This is a genomic window from Roseateles albus, from assembly GCF_028595345.1.
GTDB classification, from domain to species: domain Bacteria; phylum Pseudomonadota; class Gammaproteobacteria; order Burkholderiales; family Burkholderiaceae_C; genus Paucibacter_A; species Paucibacter_A albus.
The window spans coordinates 1-23,685 of the sequence record NZ_JAQQXT010000005.1; the positions used below are offsets into that span (position 1 = coordinate 1).

Annotated in this window: 26 protein-coding genes and 1 riboswitch; of the genes, 13 read left to right on the forward strand and 13 right to left on the reverse strand. The window is 61.6% G+C overall.

The features are described from left to right. Positions 1–1,103 (reverse strand): IS21 family transposase (gene istA / locus PRZ03_RS09425; RefSeq protein WP_273600081.1); only part of this gene is annotated, 1,103 nt, incomplete at its 3' end. 198 nt (positions 1,104–1,301) lie between these two features. On the opposite strand from istA, the gene PRZ03_RS09430 reads away from it, so the two are divergent. The 4 genes from PRZ03_RS09430 (at position 1,302) to PRZ03_RS09445 (ending at position 3,595) form a co-directional block, all read left to right on the forward strand. Next, positions 1,302–1,763 (forward strand): hypothetical protein, encoded by a 462-nt coding sequence (locus PRZ03_RS09430; protein WP_273600082.1) that lies wholly within the window; start codon positions 1,302–1,304, stop codon positions 1,761–1,763. A gap of 331 nt (positions 1,764–2,094) precedes the next feature. Continuing rightward, a complete protein-coding gene (locus PRZ03_RS09435) occupies positions 2,095–2,841 on the forward strand; it encodes a PEP-CTERM sorting domain-containing protein (RefSeq protein WP_273600083.1) in 747 nt (248 codons plus the stop codon). A gap of 79 nt (positions 2,842–2,920) precedes the next feature. Then, positions 2,921–3,082: a hypothetical protein gene (locus PRZ03_RS09440; RefSeq protein ID WP_273600084.1), complete on the forward strand. Its 162-nt coding sequence runs from the start codon at positions 2,921–2,923 to the stop codon at positions 3,080–3,082. A gap of 315 nt (positions 3,083–3,397) precedes the next feature. Continuing rightward, the gene (locus PRZ03_RS09445) at positions 3,398–3,595 is read left to right on the forward strand and encodes a DUF1737 domain-containing protein (RefSeq protein ID WP_273600085.1); all 198 of its coding nucleotides are present in this window, start codon (positions 3,398–3,400) and stop codon (positions 3,593–3,595) included. A 205-nt stretch (positions 3,596–3,800) separates the two neighbouring features. Here the strand turns inward: PRZ03_RS09445 and PRZ03_RS09450 are convergent, their stop codons facing one another. Then, positions 3,801–4,367: a PEP-CTERM sorting domain-containing protein gene (locus tag PRZ03_RS09450; protein ID WP_273600086.1), complete on the reverse strand. Its 567-nt coding sequence runs from the start codon at positions 4,365–4,367 to the stop codon at positions 3,801–3,803. Positions 4,368–4,566: 199 nt separating this feature from the next. Further along, a complete protein-coding gene (locus PRZ03_RS09455; RefSeq protein ID WP_273600087.1) occupies positions 4,567–4,866 on the reverse strand; it encodes a cupin domain-containing protein in 300 nt (99 codons plus the stop codon). A 523-nt stretch (positions 4,867–5,389) separates the two neighbouring features. On the opposite strand from PRZ03_RS09455, the gene PRZ03_RS09460 reads away from it, so the two are divergent. Continuing rightward, positions 5,390–6,091 carry a PEP-CTERM sorting domain-containing protein gene (locus PRZ03_RS09460; RefSeq protein WP_273600088.1) on the forward strand — a complete coding sequence of 234 codons (702 nt, stop codon included), beginning with the start codon at positions 5,390–5,392 and terminating at the stop codon, positions 6,089–6,091. Positions 6,092–6,479: 388 nt separating this feature from the next. Here the strand turns inward: PRZ03_RS09460 and PRZ03_RS09465 are convergent, their stop codons facing one another. Next, positions 6,480–6,866 carry an MCP four helix bundle domain-containing protein gene (locus tag PRZ03_RS09465; RefSeq protein WP_338109606.1) on the reverse strand — a complete coding sequence of 129 codons (387 nt, stop codon included), beginning with the start codon at positions 6,864–6,866 and terminating at the stop codon, positions 6,480–6,482. Between the two features lie 39 nt (positions 6,867–6,905). Here PRZ03_RS09465 and PRZ03_RS09470 point away from each other — a divergent pair, with 39 nt between their 5' ends. From PRZ03_RS09470 to PRZ03_RS09485, 4 genes are all read left to right on the forward strand, one after another. Beyond that, entirely contained in the window at positions 6,906–9,497 is a 2,592-nt protein-coding gene (locus PRZ03_RS09470) for a PAS domain S-box protein (protein WP_273600089.1), read from the forward strand. Next, positions 9,494–9,865, forward strand: coding sequence for a response regulator (locus PRZ03_RS09475; RefSeq protein ID WP_273600090.1), 372 nt, complete (start codon positions 9,494–9,496; stop codon positions 9,863–9,865). Before PRZ03_RS09470 ends, PRZ03_RS09475 begins: the two co-directional genes overlap by 4 nt. A 250-nt stretch (positions 9,866–10,115) precedes the next feature. Beyond that, positions 10,116–11,504, forward strand: a complete 1,389-nt coding sequence (locus PRZ03_RS09480; RefSeq protein WP_273600091.1) for an IS1182 family transposase — start codon at positions 10,116–10,118, stop codon at positions 11,502–11,504. Between the two features lie 490 nt (positions 11,505–11,994). Then, the gene (locus tag PRZ03_RS09485; protein WP_273600092.1) at positions 11,995–12,636 is read left to right on the forward strand and encodes an MBL fold metallo-hydrolase; all 642 of its coding nucleotides are present in this window, start codon (positions 11,995–11,997) and stop codon (positions 12,634–12,636) included. A gap of 7 nt (positions 12,637–12,643) precedes the next feature. On the opposite strand, the gene PRZ03_RS09490 is transcribed toward PRZ03_RS09485, so the two are convergent. Beyond that, positions 12,644–13,591: a LysR family transcriptional regulator gene (locus tag PRZ03_RS09490; protein ID WP_273600093.1), complete on the reverse strand. Its 948-nt coding sequence runs from the start codon at positions 13,589–13,591 to the stop codon at positions 12,644–12,646. Between the two features lie 97 nt (positions 13,592–13,688). Between PRZ03_RS09490 and PRZ03_RS09495 the strand changes: the two genes are divergently transcribed. Continuing rightward, positions 13,689–14,483, forward strand: coding sequence for an SDR family NAD(P)-dependent oxidoreductase (locus PRZ03_RS09495; RefSeq protein ID WP_273600094.1), 795 nt, complete (start codon positions 13,689–13,691; stop codon positions 14,481–14,483). A gap of 36 nt (positions 14,484–14,519) precedes the next feature. Here PRZ03_RS09495 and PRZ03_RS09500 read toward each other — a convergent pair whose 3' ends face one another. Then, entirely contained in the window at positions 14,520–14,879 is a 360-nt protein-coding gene (locus PRZ03_RS09500) for a hypothetical protein (RefSeq protein WP_273600095.1), read from the reverse strand. Between the two features lie 174 nt (positions 14,880–15,053). Between PRZ03_RS09500 and PRZ03_RS09505 the strand changes: the two genes are divergently transcribed. Continuing rightward, positions 15,054–15,350 (forward strand): YciI family protein, encoded by a 297-nt coding sequence (locus tag PRZ03_RS09505; protein WP_273600096.1) that lies wholly within the window; start codon positions 15,054–15,056, stop codon positions 15,348–15,350. A gap of 26 nt (positions 15,351–15,376) precedes the next feature. After that, on the forward strand, positions 15,377–15,919 hold the full coding sequence (locus tag PRZ03_RS09510) for an SRPBCC family protein (RefSeq protein ID WP_409993950.1): 543 nt from the start codon (positions 15,377–15,379) through the stop codon (positions 15,917–15,919). Positions 15,920–16,006: 87 nt separating this feature from the next. Here the strand turns inward: PRZ03_RS09510 and PRZ03_RS09515 are convergent, their stop codons facing one another. From PRZ03_RS09515 to thiC, 6 genes are all read right to left on the reverse strand, one after another. Then, positions 16,007–16,333, reverse strand: a complete 327-nt coding sequence (locus PRZ03_RS09515) for a c-type cytochrome (RefSeq protein WP_273600097.1) — start codon at positions 16,331–16,333, stop codon at positions 16,007–16,009. 250 nt (positions 16,334–16,583) lie between these two features. After that, on the reverse strand, positions 16,584–18,191 hold the full coding sequence (locus PRZ03_RS09520) for a bifunctional hydroxymethylpyrimidine kinase/phosphomethylpyrimidine kinase (protein WP_273600098.1): 1,608 nt from the start codon (positions 18,189–18,191) through the stop codon (positions 16,584–16,586). Continuing rightward, positions 18,188–19,003, reverse strand: a complete 816-nt coding sequence (locus tag PRZ03_RS09525; protein WP_273600099.1) for a thiazole synthase — start codon at positions 19,001–19,003, stop codon at positions 18,188–18,190. Before PRZ03_RS09525 ends, PRZ03_RS09520 begins: the two co-directional genes overlap by 4 nt. Before the next feature lie 5 nt (positions 19,004–19,008). Beyond that, positions 19,009–19,224, reverse strand: a complete 216-nt coding sequence (thiS, locus tag PRZ03_RS09530) for a sulfur carrier protein ThiS (RefSeq protein ID WP_263534755.1) — start codon at positions 19,222–19,224, stop codon at positions 19,009–19,011. After that, complete coding sequence (locus tag PRZ03_RS09535) at positions 19,221–20,267, reverse strand: FAD-dependent oxidoreductase (protein WP_273600100.1); 1,047 nt, start codon at positions 20,265–20,267, stop codon at positions 19,221–19,223. Before PRZ03_RS09535 ends, thiS begins: the two co-directional genes overlap by 4 nt. Continuing rightward, entirely contained in the window at positions 20,264–22,114 is a 1,851-nt protein-coding gene (gene thiC, locus PRZ03_RS09540; RefSeq protein ID WP_273600101.1) for a phosphomethylpyrimidine synthase ThiC, read from the reverse strand. Before thiC ends, PRZ03_RS09535 begins: the two co-directional genes overlap by 4 nt. A 126-nt stretch (positions 22,115–22,240) precedes the next feature. After that, positions 22,241–22,374, reverse strand: a riboswitch (TPP riboswitch). 141 nt (positions 22,375–22,515) lie between these two features. On the opposite strand from thiC, the gene PRZ03_RS09545 reads away from it, so the two are divergent. After that, positions 22,516–23,256 carry a TonB family protein gene (locus tag PRZ03_RS09545; RefSeq protein ID WP_273600102.1) on the forward strand — a complete coding sequence of 247 codons (741 nt, stop codon included), beginning with the start codon at positions 22,516–22,518 and terminating at the stop codon, positions 23,254–23,256. 27 nt (positions 23,257–23,283) lie between these two features. On the opposite strand, the gene PRZ03_RS09550 is transcribed toward PRZ03_RS09545, so the two are convergent. Then, positions 23,284–23,652, reverse strand: coding sequence for a hypothetical protein (locus tag PRZ03_RS09550; RefSeq protein ID WP_263534751.1), 369 nt, complete (start codon positions 23,650–23,652; stop codon positions 23,284–23,286). Positions 23,653–23,685: the final 33 nt, after the last annotated feature.

Consider the following 23,685-nt stretch of genomic DNA (forward strand, 5'->3'; position numbering starts at 1 on the left):
ATGCGCAACTCGACCTGCTCGCGCACCAGCCGGTGCGGCACGCTGTAGTAATGGCCGTCGAGTTCAACGTGATAGTCGATGTTGACCCGGGCGCGCTTGAAGCGGGCGATGGGCATGCGAGCCACAGGCAGGGGTTTGAGCAGCGGCCGATCCAAGGCCGCGAAAGCGCTGGCCCGGCAGCCGGGCAGTTTCTTGAACGGGCGAGCGTTCAGGTCCGCCAGCAAGGCTCGGACAGCGGCGTTGAGCTCAGCCAGGGTGAAGAAGCGCCGATGCCGCAGCCGCGCCAGAATCCAACGCTCGACGATCTGCACGCCGACCTCCACCTTGGGCTTGTCGCGGGGATGAGCCGGGCGCGCCGGCAGCATCGCCACGTCGTAGTGGTCGCAGAACTCCTCGACCAAGCGGCCGGGCGTGGCCTCGTAGCGGTCGGGCCTGGCGATCAGGGCGCGAGCCTGGTCCGGCACGATCAGCCGAGGCACGCCGCCCATGAACTCGAGCGCATCCATGATGGCGCCGACCCAGTCGGCGGCGGTCTGTGTCGGTGTGGCGCAGGCGAAGGTGTAGTTCGAGGCGCCGAGCACGGCCACGAAGATCTGCGCAAATCGGATCTCGCCGGTGGCCGCATCGACCAGCGGCACGGTCTGGCCGGCGTAGTCAATGAACAGGCGCTCGCCAGCCGGGTGAACTTGGCGCATCGAGCGTTTGAGGCCGGTGACCCAGGCGCGGTACTTCACGCAGAAGCTGGTGTACTTGTAGGCTTGCGAGCCGGCGTCGGTCAGGCCGCGTTGGTACTCCTCCCAGAGCAACTGCAGGGTGACGCCGGGGCGCTTGAGTTCCTGGTGGATGAGAGCGAAGTCGGGTTCAAGCTGGGTGCTGGAGCGAGGTACAGCGGGGCCGTACAAGCGGGCCTCCAACGCGGCATCGTCCAGCGTCTGAGCGACGGCCCAATCGACACCGGCGGCGCGGGCCTTCATAACGACGCTGTTGACGGTCGACTTGGCGATGCCCAGAACGCGCGAGCATTCGCGCATGCTCAGGTTTGACTCTAGGTGAAGCCTTAGGGTTTGTCGTAGTTGGCGCATGTGAATCCTGGGAGTGGGCATGAGAGACCGAAAAATCGGTCAGCATGCCCACGGTTCAGGTCACTTGCGCGCGCTCGGGGTGTCCGGGATCAGTTTGAAACGCTGTCCGCGATCAGCCTGAAATGGTGTCCGCCTTCGTCTGAAACGCTGTCCGCGTTCCGCTGAAATGGGTGGCCGCGATGGGCTGAAATACGCACCCAAAGCCGAAACTCGAGATTGGTGACGAAGGGCGGGACCATTCTTCCCTTCCTGATCGAAGCGCTGCTGAACCTCGACCAGGCCGAGGAAGCCCTGGCACAGATCGACGCCTGCCTGCCCAAAGCACGTGAGCGCCAGGAGCTCTACCTGCTGCCCGAACTCTGGCGCATACGCGCCCAGGCCTTGGCGGCCCAAGGCGCGCCGCGCATCGAGATTGAACTGGCACTGGACCAGGCCGTGACATGGGTGCCAAACTGCTCTTGCAACGCAGTGCCGCCCAAGCCCTGGCACTCATCAATGGCAATTCAACGCAAATTCAACGCTAGGCCGGCAAACTCTCGCTCAATTTCAGGCCCGTCGACAACGACGCGGGTCACAGCGAGGGGATGCATTGATGCTGACAAGACCAAGACAACACAGGAGGCGAGCAGCCGCCTTGGCGCTGGCGGGCCTGAAAAGGCCGGGGTCGGGTCTCAAGTCTAAAAGCCTCCCGGCCTTTAGACGCCTCTCTTGCCAACGGGAAAAAGGTGATCCCGGCCGCAATGTGTCCTGGTCAAGTTTTTTCGCACACGCTGATAAAGACGCTATCCGTAGCGCGTCTCCAAGGAGCTGCTCAGCCACCTGGCGGACAAAGTGAGCAGCCAGTCCATCGGCGCAGGCCATGCGGTGCTGCGGCTGCACTTCGATCACTGAATGACACCCTTTCAACCACTTGCAACAAGGTCATCTGCCCATGAAATTCCTCGCCCGCCCCTTCACCCTAACGAACCTGCCCGCCCTCAGCGCGGCCGCGAAATAACCCATGAACAGCTTTATGAAGAAGACCTTTAAGACGGCCGCCTTGCTGGGCGCAATGACCTTGGTGGGGGGCGCGCAAGCCGCCGGCGTATCCGGCCAAGGCTCTTGGCAATCCACGCTGCTAGCGCGTGACCTGGACGGCAACCTCGCCAATGGCCCGGAAGCCTTCTACGACACCACGCTGCAGATCACTTGGCTGGACAAGGTGAAGCAATATGGAGACTCGTGGGATAACGCCAAGACTTGGGCAGCTGGTTTAAACGTCAACGGCGTGACCGGTTGGCGCTTGCCCACCATCATGGACACCGGTACAGCCGGTTGCGACCTTAGCGGAGCCGGTGGCACCGATTGTGGCTATAACGTCCAGACCAAGAGCGGCGCGCCAACCCAGTACGAATCCGGCCAGACTGTCTACAGCGAGATGGCGCATCTGTTCTACGTCACACTCGGCAACAAAGGCTACCGTGCTCCCGGCACTGGATATGCCCAAGATGGCTGGGGCCTGACCAACACCGGCAATTTCCAGAATCTGAAGGCCTCCCACTACTGGTCCGGTACGGGGTACGCGCCGTATCAGAATAGCGCGTGGCGCTTCAATACCCACTACGGCAACCAGGACTTCGACGTCTATTTCATGAGTGCCTACGCGCTGGCTGTACGGCCCGGAGATGTGGCCGCCACGGTGCCGGAGCCTGAGACCTATGCACTGATGCTGCTGGGTTTGGGGGCAGTGCTGGTGGCACGTCGTCGGCGGGCACTTTGAGGCTTTGACGCTTTGGTCTCTTTGGGTCTTTTGAGGGGGTTTGGGGGCGCTAGCCCCCAATCTTCTTTGTTGCACAGTCATGGCACGTTACGAACATCTGCCGATTTACAAGGCGGCGCTGGACTTGACGGTGCATGTGGAGAAGCTGGTGGCGGGTTTCTCGCGTTACCACAAGTCAACGCTGAGTACGGTGTTCAGATGTGCTTGCTCGGGAGAGCTGGCACATCCTCTTACCCTTTAACGATGGGTTTGAAGCTTGGCGGCGAATGCCCGATATGGGCACCGAGTTGCCAAGTAGCCAGAGCCCTCAAAAAGTCCGGCACTGCGCCAAGCCTACAGGTCGAATAGGCGCCGTCTAGCTGACGTTCGGTTCGCCGACCGTCTTGGCCAACAATGGTTTACCGTCGATCATGCGGCCTCAAGTTCGCGCCCCAGTACAGTCCATCGCAAAGGTCGCCTGCACGGCTGCGTCGCCCGTTCCACTTACCGGCCGCACCCTTGCTCGGAACTCGTCTCCGCTCGGGGTATGCTTTTACGCAGCTGCTCGGGAATCTCTATGTTCAATCGTCCGCCTGATGACCTACCCATCTATCGCCTTCTGACTGGCAAAGACGACGCTGCGTTTTGCCGACGGGTGAGCGAAGCGCTCGCGCTGGGTTACCGGCTGTACGGGTCGCCTTCCGCCACCTACAACAGTGAACACGTCGTCGTTGCTCAAGCAATCGTCTGGCCTTGTCCGGAGAGCGATCGGTAGCAGTCAGACCTTACGCTCTGATTCGCAGCCCGCGCTACTTAATATACGTAGACTGGCACGTTTGAGGTCTGCCCTGAGCTGGCCGCTCCGGGCCCTGAGTTACCACGCAGCCAGAGACCCTGAAATGCGCTTGCATGCGCCAGGCCAACTTAGAACAAGAAGCGCGCCTACCGCCGGATAAATAGCCGGCTCACTGCTTAGCGACTCAGCTCGCGCGGTGACGGCGAGCAACAAAACCCATGGCCAACAAGCCAGCCATGAGCATGGCGTAGCTTGAGGGCTCAGGTACGGCTGTGACGGCGGCGGTGAAAACGCGCACATGGTCACCGGGGTTGCTGGCAGACCAGTTCAGGCTGAGTTGGCTGCCTGAAAAACTGGTGTTCTTCTTGTCGCCGCTTTCCAGGCCGACGGCGTCCGGATATTTTTTGCCGTAATGCGGGGCGCCGATGAGACTGCTCTCCGAGTTCAAGAGCTCTGACTTGGATTGAAAGAGGTCGGTGATCGTGGCGTGAAAGTCGACCGTTGCCTTGATGCTGCCGCTGTTTTTAGGGTCAAAGAACAGGAACCAGGAGTCCTTGCCACCCAGCACCGATCCCTCGTAAACCCAGTACAGAGTCTTGTCTTTTTCCGCCGCGAGCGGGTCCGTGCCTGTGAATTCAGCAAACGAAGTACCGTTCTTCATGCCGGTGGCGGTAGGTGTTGAGGCGGCTTGAGCGGCGCCGGCCAGCAAGAGGCCAAGGCTCAGGGCAGAAAGGGCAACGGTCTTGATCATGATGGAGTCTTCCGGGTGGTTTTGATGCAATTTCAAAGCGCCAAGAACTTGTCGAACAAGCGTTTTGCGCACTGGAAGAATGATGCAATGCCCACTCCAAAGGCAGTACCCCCCATCTCAATGGCGGGGCACGGACCTCTGTGAACTAGCTCACAGGAATCGTCAATAAGATCCGTTGAGGCTGCGAACCAGCAGCCCTTCAGCGTTCGCCGTCCCAATAGTCCAGGGTGTTGCCGCGCCGCTGGATGAAGCCGGGGTCCTTGGAGAAGAGCGCGATCTTGCCGGAGTCGGGGTACTCGCAGACCTCGAGCCGGTCTTGCGTACTGATGGACAAATACTTCAGCTCGGCGTCGGAGGTATTGATGATGTGATGCAGGAACTCAGGGCCACAGGGAATGCAGATTACGTCACCGGCTTTGATGCGTAGCAATCGCCCATTGAAGGCCAAGGCATTGGCGGCAAAGCCTTTTGGGACGAGGCCGCCCCTGTAGTTGCTCACAATGTCAGCTATGGGGAGGCCAATCTTGCGATTGCTGTGTCCGCTTCGCATTCTCTTTGGTCGGCCTAAGGCCTGCATCGAATGGCAGCTACGGGCACCGTGCTGGCGCCACCCACTGCGCATCCGAATAGCAGCAGCTGACCTAGAGCGTGAGGCCGCAACATCGCCCATAAGCCGACGTTGACCAAAACGGCCGGCGAACCGAATGTCAGCTTTGCGGCGCCTGTTCGAACTGTAGGCTTGGAGCAGGCCCAGACATTTCGAGGTCACTGTCCGCGTAGCAACTCGGTGCCCTGAGCTGACTTGCACCGCAGCCTGATTTGGCCCTTCGGCTGACCAAACTTGCCGGACCAACACGTAAAAGAGACTAGCCCCCCTCAGTTGAGGTGTACAGGTGACGTTAAATACCAATTACAGTCCAGCCCGTAGCGGGCATGGGGCAATAAGTCAAAGGTGAGGCACCCCCCAAGAAGGGCTCGCGTTGGTGACATCACTGCCTCACGATCTCAGGGATTTCTGTCAAATGCACTTCAAAACCACCCTCCTCGCAGCCGCCGTGCTGCTCACCGCAGGCAGCGCACACGCTGCATTGTTTGACCGTGGCAACGGCATGGTCTACGACAACACGCGCAATATCACGTGGCTGGCCGACATGAACTACGCCAAGACCAGTGGTGCCTCTAGTGACGGTCTGATGACTTGGGAAGCCGCCACGAAATGGGCTGGCACGCTGAGCTACGGTGGTTATAGCGGCTGGCGCCTGCCGACCCTCAAGAGTCCGGATGCCAGTTGCAGCGGCTCGAGCTCGACCTTCGGTTATAGCTATGGGTACAACTGTACCGGTGGTGAATTGAGTGGCCTGTTCGTCGCCGAGCTGGGCATCAAGCGTGGAGAGTCCGTCTTGAATCCGACTGGGGATACGGACGAGCAGAAGGCCAACCTGAAACTGTTCAAAAATGTACCGCCACTGTTCACAAATTTTAAGCCCGTCATTTACTGGTCCGGGTTGATCTTCTGTCCTGATTGCGCGTTTCCTGGCGCTTTTGACTTCAGCGCCGAAAGCGGCGCGCAGAATCTCGTCTCAATAGCCGCATCCCGGTATGTCGTAGTCGTTCGCGATGGCGATGTGACCTCTGCGGTGCCGGAGCCTGAAACCTATGCGCTGATGCTCGCCGGTCTTGGCCTTGTCGCTGGCATTGCTCGCCGTCGCAGCAAACTGCAGTAAGCCTTGGGCTTGCCCTGCGTATGAAAAAAACCGGCCCAAGTGGTCGGTTTTTTTATGCGCGGATGCGAAGTTCAATTCCTGCCAATTCATCCCTGCCCAATACCGATTCGTTCGACTGCTTCTGGAACCCTGCCGGCGCCCACTCTGTGCATCCGAATGACAAGAACTGGCCGGAACCGTGAGGCCGCATCGTCGCCAGTAAGCTGCCGTTGACCAAAACGGTTGGCGACCCGAACGTCAGCTATGGGGCGATTGTTTAAACTGCTGGTCTGACGCAAGCGGGGACATTTCGAGGACCGCCACTGCGTGGCAATTCAGTGCCCATTGCTGTCGCCCATCGCGCGAGACCGTTTGACGCTGGTAGGCACATAGCGGCTGTAGCACATTTCTATCTGCCGACTCCAGAGCGGTCGGTGGCACCGGGGATCAACGCCTTCGCCCGCATGGAGCCCGTGGGAATGGGCTTGATGCTGAAGGCAGCCACATCAGGTAGCGTGTTGACCAGCGCCTGCGCATCGTGCAGTCGGCTGCTGGAGATGAGTGCGTTGATCTGGCCCAGCTCTACTGCCGGCACCGCGCGATCTTCGTAGACGGTTTTCAGGGAGGCATTGGTTTTTTCCAGCCCGTACAGCCCCAGAGCACCGATAGTGACCAGCAGCGCACACGGTGTACCCACCAAAATAAGCAGGCGTGTGGAAATTTTCTTGGTTTTGGGTAACTCTGAAGCAGTGATTGGGTAACTCTGAAGCAGTGATTGGGTAACAGCCTCTGCTATTCTTCAACGTATTCTCCGCATGCACTACATAACACTTGCATGACACCGGTTGTTCCCTTTCAGACGCTGCTTGACTGCTTGCCTTACAGCATTTTCATCAAAGATGCTGGCAGCTGCCTGCTCTACGTCAGCCCAGCTTGCGCTGAAACGTGGGGTGTGAAGGCCAGCGAAATCGTGGGCACCCGCGGCGAGGGCTTTTTCCCGGAGGACCAGCTGGAGAGTTTTTGGGCGCTAGACCGCCAGATACTGGCGGGAGGGAACCCAGTCTCGTTGCGGGAAGTTTTTTGGTCTGCGCGCTACCAGAGCAACCGGCTTGGTTTCACCACCAAATCACCGGTCTGCGATGTGCATGGCTCTCCACAGTACCTTGTCTGCACCACGCTGGACATTACCGATGAAGGTCAGGCGCAGGAGCGCGCCAAGCTGCTGGAAACCGTGATGCAGGCAGCATCGGTGGGAGTGGTGATCACCGGGCCGGACCGCCGTGTTCTGTCGAGCAACCCGGCTTTCTCAAAAATCACGGGTTATGACCCTGAAGAGGTGCTGGGGCGTACCCTTGCATTTTTGCAGGGTGAAGACACTGACGCGCAGGATTTGGCGCGCCTGAGTGATGCATTGCGGACTGCTGTGCCTTTTGAGGGTGTTTTACGCAATTACAGCAAGGACGGCAAGGGTTACTGGAACGAGCTCAGTATTGCCCCGGTACTCGCAGAGGACGGGGCGCTCACCCATTTTGTAGGCGTGAACCGGGACATTACCGAGGGTCGCGAGGCGCGCCACTTGCTGGAAACCCGCGAGCGGCAGTACCGCGAGCTGGTGGAAAAGCTTCACCTCGGGCTGGTGGTGCATGAGCCGGATGGCCGGATCAAGCTGGTGAACCCCCGGGCCCTGCACTTGCTGGGCCTGTCCGAGGCGCAGATGCTGGGCACCACTCCCATACACCCGCAGTGGCAGCTCAGCACCACCGATGGCGCGCCATACCCGCCCGACCAGATTCCCTCCACACTGGCCGCTGCCACCGGCAAACCGGTGCGCAATGCCATTTTGGGCGTTTACCGTCCCGTGCGACAAGACACAGTGTGGCTGCAAATCAATGCAGACCCGGAATTGGACATCCAGGGTCAGGTGGTGCAGGTTGCGGTCACTCTGGCAGACATTACCGAAATGCGCGAGACGCAGAGCAATTTACGCGCTGCTCAAGAGCAGGCAGAGCAGCTCGCAGGGCATTTGCAGGCGGTTTTGGACAACATGGGCGACGGTGTGATCACCATCGATCCGCAAGGATGCATCCTGTCATTCAACGTGGCGGCTTCCGCCATTTTTGGCTACACGACGCAGGAGATAGTGGGTCAGCCCGTACACAACCTAATGCCACCACCGCACAAGGAGCTGCACGACAGTTACATGGCGCATTACGCCGATACGGGTGCTCCGCGCGACTTGCACGGCCAGCGCAAAAACGGCCAGGTGTTTCCCATGAACCTGCGGGTGTCCCAGATCGATCGGGCAGGAGTGCAGTTGTTTGTGGGAATCGTGCGCGACATTACCGAACGCAAGAAAGCAGAGATTTCCTTGCGGGCGAGCGAGACCCGGCGCAAGGTGGCTACCGACTCGGGCCGATTGGCCGTCTGGGAGGTTGACATCGCGTCCAACCGGCTGATCTGGGACGACAACTGCTTCGTGTTGTACCGGATGAGCAAAGAAAACTTCACAGGCAAATTTGAAGAATGGGCGAGGACCATCCATCCGCAGGACTTAGACGCGGTGATGCAAACCTATCAACAGGCAATAGCGGGTATCCGCGGCTACCACCTCACTTTCAGAATTTTGTGGCCCGATGGATCTGTGCGTTTCATTGAGGCTCACGGGGACGTCATACGTGGTGACGATGGCGTTGCCACGGGCATGATTGGCGTCAACTGGGACATTACGGAGCAAAAGAGCAGTGAGGACGCGCTGCGCGCCTCGGTGGTCGAGAAGTCCGCACTCCTCAAAGAAGTCCACCACCGGGTCAAGAACAACCTGCAAGTCATCACCAGCCTGCTGCGCATGGAGGCCGGTCGCAGCTTGGTAGCCGATACCAAAGAGGTACTCGGTGACATGCGAGGTCGCATCCGCACCATGGCGCATTTGCATGAGTCTCTGTACCGTTCTGGCACCTTTGCGTCAGTGGATTTAGGGGTCTATCTGAGTCAAGTAGCGACGCAGGCGTTCAAGGCTCAAGAGCTACACCGCGACTCGGTGCGGCTCACTTTGAGCTTTGGCTCCGTGCAGTCTGGTATGGACCAAGCCCAAGCGACGGGGCTGCTGCTCAACGAGTTGATCTCCAATTGCCTGAAACATGGTTTCCCCGAGGGACAAACAGGTGAAGTGAGCGTGGAGTTCCAACCAGCCAACGACCAAGCAAACCCCCTTGATGTCCGCTGGTGCTTGTGCGTGCGGGACACTGGTGTGGGCCTTCCGGCAGACTTTGAGGAAAAGAGACAAGCCTCGCTCGGTCTGCAACTGGTAACTGACCTGAGCAATCAGCTCGGAGGAACCTTGGTGATTGACTCGGTTCCCGGTGCGGGCGCTCGGTTCAATCTTGTATTTACTGTTCAAACCCCCGCAGCGCTGGTGATGCCGACATGATCAAGCGCAAAATTTTGGTGGTTGAAGACGAACGGCTCATTGCCCGGGACATTGTCATGCAACTTCGCATTCTGGGCTATGAACCCCTTGGCCCTATAGATACCGGCGAGCAAGCCATCGAAATGGCTGGAGTTTTGAGGCCAGACTTAGTGCTGATGGACGTGCACCTGGGCAACGCCATGGATGGTATTGAAGCGGCCCAAGCCATTCGCACACAGTTTGAGGTTCCAACGGTTTTCCTGAGCGCTTTTTCTGGTGAGGCGAATAGCGTCAGAGCCGAACTCGCAAAACCCGTTGGCTATTTGGCAAAGCCCTTTGAGGACTATGAGTTGCGCGAAGTTATCGAGGCGGCGTTCAAATTGGGCTGACCACGCGGTTCGGCTCCAGCCTGAATGGGCATGTGCACTTTCATGTGTGCGCGGTCGTTGGTGTGCCGAGACCTTTGGGCTTCCCTGAAGCGGGTATTCGTGGCCGTCAGCAAACGCTGCATCGTTGACTTAGCGGTCGGTACTTTGGATGCCCGCAATGGGCATATTCTGTTGAAAAAGTCCCCACCTCGATCAGTCTTAATGCCGTACAATTTGGACGTTAGTAAAAGTGATCTTGGAGGGCGCCGAGATGATGGGACGACAAGCGAGTGGGCAAGATCGGTTGTTCTATTCGTTCAACCTCGAAGACCACATTCCCCAGAATCACCTGCTGCGCGGCATTGACTGTTGCCTTGACTTCGCTGGCCTGCGGGAGCACTTGGCCGAGCACTACAGCCAGATCGGCCGCCCGTCCATTGACCCCGAGTTGATGCTGCGTATGCTGGTCGTGGGGTACTGCTACGGCATCCGCTCCGAGCGCCGGCTGTGCGAGGAGCTTCACCTCAACTTGGCTTACCGTTGGTTCTGCCGCTTGAGCCTGGAAGACGCCGTTCCCGATCACTCCACCTTCTCGAAGAACCGCCATGGGCGCTTCCGTGACAGCGGCGTGTTCCGTTGGTTGTTCGATGAGGTCGTGCGTCGCTGCATGGCAGCCGGGCTCGTCAAGGCCGAGGGCTTTGCAGTAGACGCCAGCATCGTGGCGGCCGATGCCAGCAGCCAGCGTGGTGTGGCTGGCACCGAGTCGGTTGACTGGAAGGATCCAGCACTGAGCACACGCGCCGTGCGCGAGTACCTGGAAGGATTAGACGCCGAAGCCCTTGGCAAGGTGCTACCCAAGAAGATTTCACTGACCGACCCGCAAGCAAGCTGGACGGCAGCAACGGGCGGCCCCGCGTTCTTCGCCTACTCGACGAATTACCTCATCGATGCCGAACACGGCGTGATCATGGACGTCCAGGCCACGCCGGCCCACCGCACCGCCGAGGTCGAGTCGACCAAACTGATGGTTGATCGAGTGCAGGAGCAGTTCGGCCTCAAGCCCGAGCGATTGATCGGCGACACGGCCTACGGCACGGCGCCCATGCTGAGTTGGATGGTGGACGAAAAGGGCATCGAACCCCATGTGCCCGTCTGGGATCGCACGCAGCGCGATGACGGCACGCTCTCAAGCAACGAGTTCACTTGGGACGAGCAGGCCAAGGAATACACCTGCCCACAAGGCCGCCCGCTGCGCAGCCAGTGGCGCGTCTTCAAGATTGAGCGCAGTCACATCACCAAGGCCGACACCGTGATCTACCGCGCCAGCCAACAAGATTGCTCAAACTGCTCCGAGAAGCAGCGCTGCTGCCCCAACACTCCTATGCGCAAGATCGTTCGCAGCGTTCACGAAGCCGCCCGAGATGTAGCGCGCAAGATTGCCACCACCGAGCAGTACCGGCGTTCACGCTGCCAACGCAAGAAGGTGGAAATGCTGTTTGCCCACCTGAAGCGAATCCTGCGGCTGGATCGCTTGCGCCTGCGAGGACTCAGTGGCGCGATGGACGAGTTCACGATGGCTGCGGTGGTGCAAAACCTGCGTCGTTTGGCGATGCGAGTGCCGCAAGGCCCACCGCAACAAGGCACAGGTGCGCCCGCTTGAGGCGAAACCCCACCGAGTAACCTCAAAACCGGGTCTAAAGACCTGGTTCAGACGAAGAAAAGGTGAGTTGCGCGCCTTCGCCTTCACGTTGGCAGCAGCACGTTCGTGCCCATCAACGACTTTTTCAACAGAATAGGCACGCTGCTGCCACTGACTATGAAGGACCGCGCGACTCCTATCGAGTCGTTAGCGCACATTCGGCGGGTCAAGCAGCGGCCATTCGGCTGAAGTTGACCGAGGACTTCGTGAACTCCTCACCTGAATGACCGCTGCACATTCGAGACCCAACACCTACCAGCATGGCTCGGACCGAATCGAGCCATACTCCTGCCGCGTAGACATGGCTGGAGGGGAGTAGGTCGCTCGCCCAAAAGTCGTTTTGGTTCAACGCGTTTTGAGACTATGTTTTGCCATGGGTCGTGTCCCGCAAACGCAGTTTTGAAACTATGTTTTCAGTTTTGAAACTTTGTTATCCGACTCCTGCTCGCTCATGACGCTTCGCTACCAAACCATTCCCGTCACCGCCTTTCAGCAGAACTGTTCTTTGGTTTGGTGTGATGAAACCATGGAGGCGGCCGTCATTGATCCAGGTGGCGATTTGCCGCGTATCCTGGCTGCGGTGCAGCAGCGCGGCCTGACGCTCAAGGCGATCTGGTTGACACATGCCCATATCGACCATGCCGGCGGTACGGGGCAGCTCGCGCGCGAGCAAGCTTTACCCATCATCGGCCCGCATACCGGCGATCAGTTCTGGATCGACGGCCTGGCCAAGCAGAGCCAGATGTTTGGCTTCCCGCCGGCCGAAAGCTTCACGCCGACGCGCTGGCTGCTTGACGGTGACAGCGTCAGCATCGGCAAGCAAACTTTGCAAGTGCGCCATTGCCCGGGTCACACGCCGGGCCATGTGGTGTTCTATTCGCCCGAGATCCAGCGCGCCTTTGTTGGCGATGTATTGTTTGCGGGCGGCATCGGCCGCACAGACTTCCCCGGTGGCGACCATGCGACGCTGATTACGTCGATCAAGCAGCGCCTTTGGCCCATGGGCGATGCGACGGTGTTCATTCCCGGCCATGGCCCCGAGAGCAGCTTTGGCGAGGAGCGGCGCAGCAACCCCTATGTGAGCGAGCGCTGAGTCGGCATCAATCGTTCGTCGCCAGCTGCGCCTCGGCGATCACGGCCGCCAGCCAGTCCATCACGACCCGCACGCGCCTGGATAGATTTCGGCGATTGGCGTAGAGCAGATTGATAGGCATGGGCGGGGCCGTGAGCTTGGGCAAGACAGCGACCAAGGTGCCGCTGCGCAGCGCGTTCCTCAGCAACGCATCGCGTTCGCCCAGCACCGGCACCTGTATCAGGCCCAGGCCGGCCAAGCAGGCGGCTTGATAGGCATCGGCATTGTTGACGGTGATAGCGCCCGGCAGCGCCAAGCTGCGCGGCTGGCCGCGCTCGTCGAGGTAGTCAAAGCCACCCGGCTTGGCGCCCAGCGTGTTGACGAAATGCACCAAGCGGTGGTCTTGTCGTGGGTCCGTCAGGTCGGCCAATGAGGCGGGCACACCATGCCGGGCCAGATAGGCGGGGCTGGCGCAATTGAGCATGCGCATCAGGCCCAGCGGCCGCGCGATCAAGCTGGTGTCGACCACGCTGCCGACGCGCAGCACGCAGTCAAAACCTTCGCGCACCAGGTCCACCCGTCGCTCGGTGCTGCTGATCTCCAGGCTTAGCAAGGGGTGTGCCTGCAAGAGCTCTGGCAGGCGCGGGATGACAAGATCGCGGGCGATGCTGCTGCTCATATCGACCCGCACGCGGCCGCTCAAGCCCATCGCTCCGGGCTGCTGCGCGAACATCGCCTGCAACTCCTCCATATCGGCCAGCACATCCTTGCTGCGCTCGTAAAAGGCTTGCCCGTCCTGAGTCAGCTGCACGCGCCGCGTCGTCCGGTGCAGCAAGCGGGCACCGAGCTGGCTTTCGAGTTGCTGCACGGCACTGGACGCGCTCGCTTTGGGCAGGCTCAGGCTCAGTGCTGCCTGCGTGAAGCTGGACAGCTCGGCCACGCGGTGAAAGATTTGCAGGCGCTCAAGCGGGTTCATTGGTCGATTTTTGGATAACAGACAAATTGAATTTTCTGAGTTTATGCTCAAACTTGACTTCAATAGACTGCGCTGCATCCCAATGTAGGAGTCACCAATGAACGCAAGTAGCAGCCCCATCAACCCCATCAATCCGATCAACCCGATTGCCCTGATCACCGGCGGCAGCCGCGGCCTCGGCAAGAACACCGCCCTGCATCTGGCCGCCCAGGGCTGCGACATCATCCTGAGCTACCGCAGCGCCCGCGCCGAAGCCGAGGCGACCGTCGCCGCCATCCAGGCGCTCGGCCGCCGCGCCGTGGCGCTGCCGCTGGACATGGGCAATAGCGCCGGCTTCCCGGCCTTTGCCGTCGCCGTCAAGGCCGTACTGGCGCAGATCTGGCAGCGCGAGCGGTTCGATCACTTGGTCAACAACGCCGGCATGGGCCACCACGCCAGCCTGATGGAGACCAGCGAGGCGCAATTCGACGAGCTGATGAATGTGCACCTGAAGGGGGTTTTCTTCCTGACCCAGAAGCTCTTGCCGCTGATCAATGACGGTGGGCGCATCGTCAATATCTCCAGCGGCCTGACCCGCTTTGCGCTGCCCGGCTACGCCGCCTATGCCGCGATGAAGGGCGGGGTCGAAGTGCTGAGCCGCTATCTGGCCAAGGAGCTAGGCCCGCGCGGCATTGCCGTCAACACCTTGGCGCCGGGCGCAATTGCGACCGACTTCGGAGGCGGCGCTGTGCGCGATAACGCGCAGCTGAACAGTTATGTGGCGGCTCAGACCGCGCTCGGCCGCACAGGGCTGCCGGACGACATCGGCGGCGCGATTGCGGCGCTGCTGGCGCCCGGCAGTGGCTGGATCAATGCCCAGCGCATCGAAGCCTCGGGCGGCATGTTTGTGTAGTCCTGCGGGCGATCAAGCGGCCGCCCATTGCGGCGTCTACTTCTGCAGCCCCTTGGGCGAGGACGCCAGCCAGGATTGAAACAAGCTGTTGAGCACGAGGTCAAAAGCGCCACCGACGAAGTCTTTGGACTCACTGTTTTTGGCGTCAAGGCGCTGCTTATCAGCGAGTCGGCGCAGCTCGGCGCTTTGGCGGCCGGCACCCACCTGCTGCAACTCGCGCGCGCGCTGGTCGTAGCGATCGGCCTGCTCCTTCATGGAGTCACTGGCGCTTTCAATCACGATAGGGCCTCTGGACGCGCAAGCGCTCAAGTTGAGGGCGAGCAAACAGGCTGCCAGCGTGGCTGCCGTTGACTGCTTGGGCTTTGTGCGGGAGGGGCTGATTTTTCTCATGGTCATGTGATGCTAGCTCCCCTCGCGCTCAAGCGTAAGCCTGGGCTGACGTGTGCTGCAGGGCGCTCCTTTCAGGTGCGGACGGTGCTACTTTTCACTCGCGTGGCCTGCTGTTGCTGGGCATCCTCTATGCTTGAGGGTGTTTTTGTTTCAAGCTTTACTCGCGAAAGTTCTTGCTCCATGTTGTTCGCTATTCGTTTTGTTGACAAGGCCAACTCCCTGCCGCTGCGCCAGCAGATGATGGCGGCCCATATCGCCTGGTTGGATCAGGAGCGTGAGCATGTGTTGGTGGGCGGCTCCTTGCGGCACTCGCCGGAGCAAGCACCGGTGGGCGGGCTGTGGGTGGTCGAAGCCGACAGCAAGGCCGCCGCCGAGTTGCTGTTGAAGCAAGATCCGTTTTACACCGCCGGCCTGCGGGAAAGCTGGGAGATCTTGCATTGGAGCAAGGCTTTTGAAGATCGCAAAGTGCCGGTCTGAGCTTGGCAGCTTGCCTATTGGCCCACTTGAAAAACCAGACCCCCGGAAAGAGAGCCGTCATGAAGCCTGTTTATCAAGCCAATTCGAGACTCGATCTCAGTTTCACTCGCGTGGTGGACGTGCCCAGGGCTTTGGTTTGGCGCGCTTGGACCGAGCCGGCGTTGCTCAAGCCCTGGTTTTGTCCACTGCCGTGGACGACGATTGACTGCGAGATCGACTTGCGTCCTGGCGGCGTCTTCCGCACCGTGATGCAGTCCCCAGAAGGTGCTCAATTCCCCAACCAGGGTTGTTACCTTGAAGTCGTGCCGAATGAAAAATTGGTATGGACCAACGCCTTGCTGCCAGGGTTTCGTCCCAGCTTGCCGGCGGCCACCTGTGGCAGCGAGGACGCAAACTTCATGTTTACCGCCATGCTAGAGCTCGCCGATGACGCGGCCGGTACGCGCTACACCGCGACCGTCATCCATGCGGACGAAGCCGGCAGCAAGAAGCACGCCGAAATGGGTTTCGAAGCTGGTTGGGGGGCCGCGCTGGATCAGTTGGTCGCGATGCTCAAACGCGGCGTTTGAGCGGGCCTAGCTTGGCAAGCCGCTTCAAGCGGCCAGCCAAGCTCTTGGACTTTTTTACCCAGCGTGTCTTTAGCGGGCGCAGCATCTCTACTGGCTAAGTACCCATTTTGCGAGTTGCTTGGCCTCAGCCTCGCTGACCAAGGGCCGTTCGGCTTGGTCGGGCATGGTGGCCTTGTTCCAATGCGGTCCCCCGGTGGCGTTACTGCCTTGGCGAATGGTCGCGACCAGCTTGGCTTCGGCATCTTTGTTGCCTTTCCAATGTTGGGCTATTTTTTGGAATGAAGGCGCGGCGCCATCCGGCTTTGTGCTGTGACAGCCGAAGCACTGCTTGTCCTGCGCCATCTTCTCGCTGGACATGGCGTCCATTGGGAAGGCCGATGCCATTGCGAGGCAAAGAATCAGAGGAGTTTTCATCAGTAATCTCCGTTGGTCTGTGGGCCTTGATCAGCGTAGGAGTGCCAGTTTTTCAAGCTTTGAGCAAGATCAAGGAAGCTGACATTGCTTTCAGGCGTTGCGGCAAAGCAGGCTAGGACAGCGGTGCTTAAAAAAGCAGCAAAACAGGTTTTCGCCGATGGCTGCTGGGTTCTGGGCATCGCTCAAGTGGCGCTCCCCAGACTTATCCACAGCAGGCAGGGATAAGTCGGGCTTGGGTGCTGCGCTTGAGCTACTTGGCAAACTCCAAACTTGCACGGGGCTCTTGGATTTCAGCGGCTTTGGCATTGCGCCCGCATTGCCAGGCAGCCCTGAATTGCTCAAGACTGGAGTCCGGCCGGTCCAGCGCGCGCACGAGGCAGGCTGCGGCCGCGCCGGTCGCTGCGCAGGCTTCGACTTGCTCGGCCTCCAGCAGGCCGCCGATCGCCACCACCGGCCGGCCGGCCATGTGCACCCACCAGCCGAGGTTGCCCAGACCCTGCGGCCGCCAGGGCATGTCTTTGGTGGTGGTGGGCCAGATGGGGCCGCAGGCGATGTAATGCGGATTGAGTCCACGGGCGCGCGCTAACTCCCAAAGACTGTGGCTGGAGATGCCGAGTTTGATGCCGACCTTCAAGAGCAGCTTTCTTTCGTCGGTAGCCAAGGCCGCCCAATCTTCCTGACCCAGATGCAAGCCGACGCCCGGCTCCTCAAGCGCCAAGCGCCAATGATCATTGATCCAGAGCTGGCAGCCGAGATGGTCTGCGACCGCTGTTTGCGCCTCGGCCACGGCAGCGCGCAGCTCCGCCTGGGTGTTCTCAGACGTGGCAGGCTTGATGCGCAGTTGCAGCTGCTTGATGCCGGCGGCGGCCAACTCGGCCGCTCTTTGCGGCCGCTCGGTGATCGCATACAAACCCCAATCGAGCGCGTCTTGTGCCGGCGCGTTCAGAACCTGCGCCCAGCGAGCGAGCGTGCCAGCATCCAACTGCTCACCGTCAAAGCTCATCACCGGCATGGCCGCTGGCTCGAAGACGAAGTTGGCCGAGGCCCGCACAGGCCCAGCGCCCGCGCCGGCCGCATGGCCCTCGCGCACCGCCACCCAGGTCGCCATTTTCGCCAGCACCACCGCATCGGCGCTGACAAAGCCGCGCGCCATAGCGGCGGCAGCGGCTGTGGCGAAACTGCAGCCGCTGCCGTGATGATGGCCTTGACGTAGGCGGGGCAGGGCCAGATGGCCGCTGGCCTGGGGGCTGTTCAAATAGTCGAGCGCCAAATCATGTTGAGGGCCGGCGTCGTCGCCGCCGGTGATGCATATCGTCTCGGCACCCAGCTCCTTCAAACGCTCGGCCATCAATGGCCGACTCAGTGCATGGCTGGCCAGGCCCAAGAGCAGCTCGGCCTCGCGGCGGTTCGGCGTGATCAGCTGCGCACGCGGCAACAATTGTTCGCGGTAGGCCCGCAGCAATGAGGCGTTAGCAAAAATCGAGGCCGGACCACCGGCGCTGGCGCCCAATACCGGGTCCACAACCAAGGCCACCGGCCTGTCGCGGCGCAGCTCATCCAGCACTTCGCAAAGTGCATGCACGGCGTCGACCGAACCCAAAAGGCCGGTCTTGATCACGCTGGGCCAAAGATCGACGGCCAGCGCCTGCATCTGCGCCAGCAGTTGATGGCGCGGTAGGGGGAAGACAGCCTCGACGCCGCGGGAGTTTTGCGCCGTCACCGCCGCCACGATTGGGCAGAGGTGCACGCCGAAAGCGGCCGCCGCGCGTGTGTCGGCGGACAGGCCGGCGCCGCCGCCGCTGTCGGTGCCGGCCACGCTCCAGATGATGGGCGGCTGCGGATCGTCAAGCCAGCTCATTTCGGATCTCCCAGCAAAAAAGCGTGGCCGCTGACGGGCGTTGACGGTACGGCAAAGTCCTGGCTGCTCATCAAGCCCGCGCGAAAACCCTGACGGCCGGCCCGTACGGCATCGCGAAAGGCGGCGGCCATCAGCACCGGCTCGCGCGCCTGCGCCACCGCCGAGTTCAAGAGCACCGCGTCGAAGCCCAGCTCCAGCGCCCGCGCCGCATGCGAGGGTGCGCCCAGGCCGGCGTCAACGATCAGCGTTGCGTCCGGCAGGCGCTCGCGCAGGCTGCGCAAGGCAAAGGGGTTGAGCAGGCCCTGGCCCGAGCCGATCGGTGCGCCCCAGGGCATCAAGACTGCGCAGCCGGCGTCCAGCAAGCGGCGGCACAAGACCAGGTCGTCGGTGCAGTAGGGCAAGACGGTGAAGCCGTTTCTGACCAATTCAGCGGCGGCGGCCAGCAGCTCGAAAGGGTCGGGCTGCAGCGTGTGCTCGTCGCCGATCACCTCTAGCTTGATCCAGGCGGTGTCATAGAGCTCGCGCGCCATGCAGGCCAATTGCACCGCCTCTCTAGCTGTGCGGCAACCGGCGGTATTGGGCAGCAGGCGCGCACCCTGGGCCTTTGCAGTCTGCAGGGCGCTGGCGACAAAGCCGTTGTCACCGGCCTGCAGGCTGCGCTTCAGCCCGACCGTCAAGACTTCGGTTTGTGAGGCCTGGATCGCCTCGCTCAAGGTCTGCGGATTCGGGAAGCCGGCGCTGCCCAGCAGCAGCCGGCTGTTCAGAGAGAAATCGCCAATCTTCCAAGGGTCAGGTTTTGCCTCGTGCAGCATTTGAATCAACCTCCTACGATGGGTTTGAACAGCAGCACTTGGTCGCCATCCTTGAGCAAGGCAGCGGCGCGCGCCGAGCGGGCGATGAACTGGCCGTTGAGCGCTGTCGCGACGCTCTCGGGCGCCAGGCTCAGCTGCGTCAACAGGTGTTCCAAGGGCGTTGCGGCGGGAATTTTTTGGAGCTGACCGTCCAGCGAGACATTGATTTCTTCTGCGTTCATTGCGTTTCCAAATTGGCCAGTCCGCTGGCCAGCAACAGCTCTTGCACCAAGGCCGGCGCTAACAGCCAGCCGTGGCGGTACAGACCATTGAGCTGCAGCAGGCCCGGCTCAGCATGAGTGAATGGGCGGTTGTCGTTCAAGGCGGGGCGCAGATTGACATCGAGCCGGCTGATGCGGGCCTCGGCCAGCGCCGGCATCACGCTGTGCGCGGCCGCCATCAACTCGACGGCCGATTGCAGGCTAACGGGGCTGCGATCCGCGCTCTCGATCTCGCTGGCGCCGAGCACGAGTTGATCGTGGCTGCGTGGCACCAGATAGACGCGGTGGCGCGGGTGCAGCAGGCGGACCGGCCGCCTCAGGCCATGGGCGGCCAGGCTCAGCGTGATCACTTCGCCACGCACACCGCGCAGCGGCAATTGGGGCTTGGCGCCGAGGCCGCGTGCGTCGATGACGCAGTCGAAGTTCAGGTCATTGCCGTCGGCCAGTCTCAATCGGCCGGGTTCGACTGCAGTCACAGGTCGACCCCAATGCCAGTGCGCCTTGCTGTCTTGCTGCATGGCCGCCATCGCCTCGACGGGGTTGATGAAGCCTTCGCCGGGCAGCCTCCATGCACGGAGGCCGGGCAGCAACGCCGGCTCCAGCAATGCCAACTCGGCCTCGGCCAAGCTTTGCGCGGCAGGGAAGCCGCTCACCTGCAGGCGCGCCAAGACGCGCTGGGCAGCACCCAGGTCCTGACGATGCGCGAGCAGGAGGCTGCCATCCATTTGCAAGGTTAGCGGGCCGGTGAGCCGGGCGGCGATCAGCGGCCACAGGCGCAGCGACTCGAAGCCGCGCGCTGCCACCTCGGGCTCGGCCGCGTCCAACTCGGCCAGCGGGCTGAGCATGCCGGCCGCGCTGAAGGCGGCCGCACCCAGGCCGTCAAAGCGCGGCTCGGGGCCGGGGCCGGCCTCGAAGACCTCGACAAGGTGGCCGGCGCGACCCAATGCCCAGGCGAACAAGCGCCCGACCAGCCCCGCGCCGGCAACGCCAATCGACAGACTCATACCGCCTGAATCGGGATGTAGATCTCGCTGCCCAAGGCCTTGAACTCGGCGCTCTTCTTGTCCATCTCCGCGGTGTACTCGCGTACATCCTGGGTGATCTTCATCGAGCAGAACTTCGGCCCGCACATCGAACAGAAATGCGCCACCTTGGCGCTGTCCTTGGGCAGGGTTTCGTCGTGGAAGTCGCGCGCGGTTTCGGGGTCGAGACCGAGGTTGAACTGGTCGGTCCAGCGGAAGTCAAAGCGCGCCTTGGACAAGGCATCATCGCGCGCCCGCGCCCCCGGATGACCCTTGGCCACATCGGCCGCATGGGCGGCGATCTTGTAGGCCATCAGTCCGGCCTTAACGTCGTCGCGATTCGGCAGGCCCAGGTGTTCCTTGGGCGTCACATAGCAAAGCATCGCGCAGCCAAACCAGCCGATCATCGCCGCGCCAATGCCACTGGTGATGTGGTCGTAGCCGGGCGCGATGTCGGTCGTCAAAGGGCCCAGCGTGTAGAAGGGCGCCTCGTCGCAATGTTTCAATTGCTCGCTCATGTTTTGCTGGATCAGGTGCATGGGCACATGGCCGGGGCCTTCGATCAGCGTTTGCACCTCATGCTTCCAGGCGATCTTGGTCAGGTCGCCGAGCGTGCGCAGCTCGGCAAATTGCGCCTCGTCATTGGCGTCGGCCAAGCTGCCCGGGCGCAGGCCGTCGCCGAGCGAGAAGGTCACGTCATAGGCCTTCATGATTTCGCAAATCTCTTCGAAATGCGTGTACAGAAAGTTCTCTTTGTGATGCGAGATGCACCACTTGGCCAGGATGGAGCCGCCGCGCGAGACGATGCCGGTGCGGCGCTTGACCGTCATCGGAATGAAGGGCAGGCGCAGGCCGGCATGGATGGTGAAGTAATCAACGCCTTGCTCGGCCTGCTCGATCAGCGTGTCGCGGAACAGCGCCCAAGTGAGGTCTTCAGCCACGCCGCCGACCTTCTCCAGCGCCTGGTAAATCGGCACGGTGCCGATCGGCACCGGGCTGTTGCGGATGATCCAGTCGCGCGTGGTGTGGATGTTGCGGCCGGTGGAGAGGTCCATCACCGTGTCGGCGCCCCAGCGCGTGCTCCACACGAGCTTCTCGACTTCTTCTTCGATCGAGGAGGTGACGGCCGAGTTGCCGATATTGGCGTTCACCTTGACCAGGAAGTTGCGCCCGATGATCATCGGCTCCAACTCGGTGTGGTTGATATTGGCCGGGATCACGGCGCGGCCACGTGCCACCTCGTCGCGCACGAACTCGGGCGTGATGACGGCCGGGATACTGGCGCCGAAGGAATTGCCGCGCAGGCGGGCCTCGCGCTCGGCGTCTTGCTCGTATTCGCGCATCCAGTCCAGGCGCTGGTTCTCGCGGATCGCGATGTACTCCATCTCTGGCGTGACGATGCCGCGGCGCGCGTAGTGCATTTGCGTGACGTTGGCTCCGGGCAGGGCGCGGCGCGGCTGGCGGCGCAGGCCGGCACTCATCTGCATCAAGGCCTCTTGCTGGGCGATGTCGCGCAGGCCGTCGTCGATCAGCTGGATGGGCCGGCCCTGGTACAGCTCGGTGTCGGCGCGCGCCGCCACCCAAGGTGCGCGGGTGGCGGGCAGGCCTTGCTTGACATCGATCTTGGCGGTGATGTCGGTGTAGGGGCCGGAGCAGTCATAGACCGTGATCAGCTCGCCGTTGGTCAGGGCAATCTCCCGCATCGGCACGCGCAGCTCGGGGTTGCGCTCGCCCTTGAGGTAGGTCTTGCTGGAGCCGGGCAGGGGCGCGCGGGTCAACTCTAGGCTGCTGGCTAGGCTGTTCAGGCCCGGTTCGGTGATGCTGTTCATGGTCGGTTCTCGCGGTGGCTGTGAAGCGCTGCGAGGGCCGGCTCGAGGGTCGCTGTGGCGTTGCGAGGAGGCCGGTTGCCCCAGGGAGTTCGGCCGGCATCCTCAGGCGGGAGGCGTGGCGGAACGGGTCTGCGGGCGGGCTCTTCTTACGCCGGTATCAACCGGATCAAGTTCAGCGGGTCTATGGCTTCCACCACATCTCAGCCCGGCGCATAACGAATTACCTCTATATGCGCAGCAGGGCACCCCGGAGCGAAGCGCAAGTATAGATGAGCCGTGAATTACTTCGCGTTCCGCAGGCGCCTCTACGGACAAACCCGCAGCTCATTTGCGGGGGGCTGCTCCCTACACTGCCAGCCTTGGCGTCGTCGTGTCGCGCCCTCTTTTCTGGAGTGTTCTTCATGAGACGCTTGAGCTGCCTGGGGCCGGGCTTGCCCTGCTTGATGATGGTTCTGCTGCTTGCGGCCGGCAGCGCTCGCGCTCAGGCTGATGGGCCGCTCAAGCCTGAACTCAGCGCCGAGGAGCGTGCGCAGCGGCAGGCCGAAAAGGTCTTTACTTTCATCAAGCTGCAGTCGGTGAAGCCTGCGGCCAAACGGGCGAGCACGGATGCCCTGCCGGCCACCACTTCTGCCAACGCGCCGGCCAGCCCGCCGCTTCAGCCTGCCAACACCGCGCAGGCCAAACCCGCAGCGAACAAGCCGCTGGCCAAGCCGGCCGTCGCGGTGGCAGCCGCAGCGGCTGGCGCAACTAGCGCTGCCGTCGAAGCACGTCCTTCGGCGCATGCCGGCCCTGAGTCGCCGCCGGTACTCTTGGCTGCGGCCCAGCTGACAGCGGCGGCGGCGCAGCCGGAGCCCTTGCCACAAATGCCCAGTGAGCCGGCCGAGCCCGAGCCGCCTGCCTTGCAACTGCTGAGCAAGGTCGAGCCCGAGATCCCGCGCCAGCTGCAGGCCGACTTCAGAGGCGGTGCGGTGACGGTGCGTTTCATGGTGCAGGCCGACGGCTCGGTCATGCAGGCGCAGGCTCTGCAAGCATCACACAAACGGTTGGCGCTGGCTGCGGTCACGGCGGTCAATCAATGGCGTTTTGCGCCGCTGCCTTTGCCTCGCGAGGCCACGGTGGAGATTGCGTTTGCGGTGGAGTAGTGCTGCGGCTTAGGCCGAAGCAGCCGCTCAAGACGCTCTGAGTAAATCGGCCAGCACGGCCGCAATGCCAGCCGATGTGGCCGCCAGCAACACCAGACCAATGAAGCTGCCGATAGCTTTGCCGCGCTGCTCGCTCGGCCGGGATTTCGCCAGATAGTAGGGTATGGCAAGCACCGAGGCCATGATTATCGCGCCGCCTAATAAGCTACTTCCACGGTACTGGCGTGCCTGGGCATCCTGGCGGTACCAGAGGTAGCCTATCAGCATGAACAACAAGGACGAGACGACATCGAAGGGTTTTTGCATCACCAGGCCAAAACTTCCCGCCGTGCCTTCGGCCAAGCCGCACAGCACTGACAAGGCCAGCAGGGCGAAGACGCTATTGCGCAGACTCATGGCATGGCATGGCAGGGAAGTTGTTGACGAGGC